At 58.7% G+C, this 438-nt stretch carries 1 protein-coding gene; it reads right to left on the bottom strand.

Features of this window, described 5'->3' with window-relative positions:
• Window positions 1-25 precede the first annotated feature (25 nt).
• On the bottom strand, window positions 26-438 hold a 413-nt coding region (locus EAS64_RS42875; RefSeq protein ID WP_187366584.1), incomplete at its 5' end, for a Dyp-type peroxidase.

Raw genomic sequence — 438 nt, 5'->3', positions numbered from 1 at the left:
AGGTATGTACGTAAATTCTGGACGGCTAGGCGAAGAGGCTTTCGCCGATATACCCGCCTTCCTCACGTACCCCGGCAGGAATTGCGAACACGGCTGATCCCACCGGAACCGTCCATGTGTTAAGCATATCCAGTTGTTCAAGCCGTTTCTGAATAGGCACAAACTGCGCCACCGGGTCTGCCTGGTAGGCCACGAAAATCAGCCCCGCATCCGAAATGCCGCCGCTGATCTGCCCGTGCTCTGAGAACCCGGAAGCGTTAAAGACCGGCTCGTCATAGTTATAGCCGCGCCGCAGGATGCGCTCCCACGGCTTCTTCTCAAGCTCGGTGCCGTGCGCCCGGCGAATATGCGCATCCGGGGCACTGACCTCAAACCCCCGGTTCTCGCGCTTATCAGAGTCGGGAGCATCACATTCATCATTGCCAGTCCAGGGCGCAC

The sequence above is a fragment of the Trebonia kvetii genome (assembly GCF_007827045.1).
GTDB classification, from domain to species: Bacteria; Actinomycetota; Actinomycetes; order Streptosporangiales; family Streptosporangiaceae; genus Trebonia; species Trebonia kvetii.
This window is presented reverse-complemented; position numbering and strand designations above follow the sequence as displayed.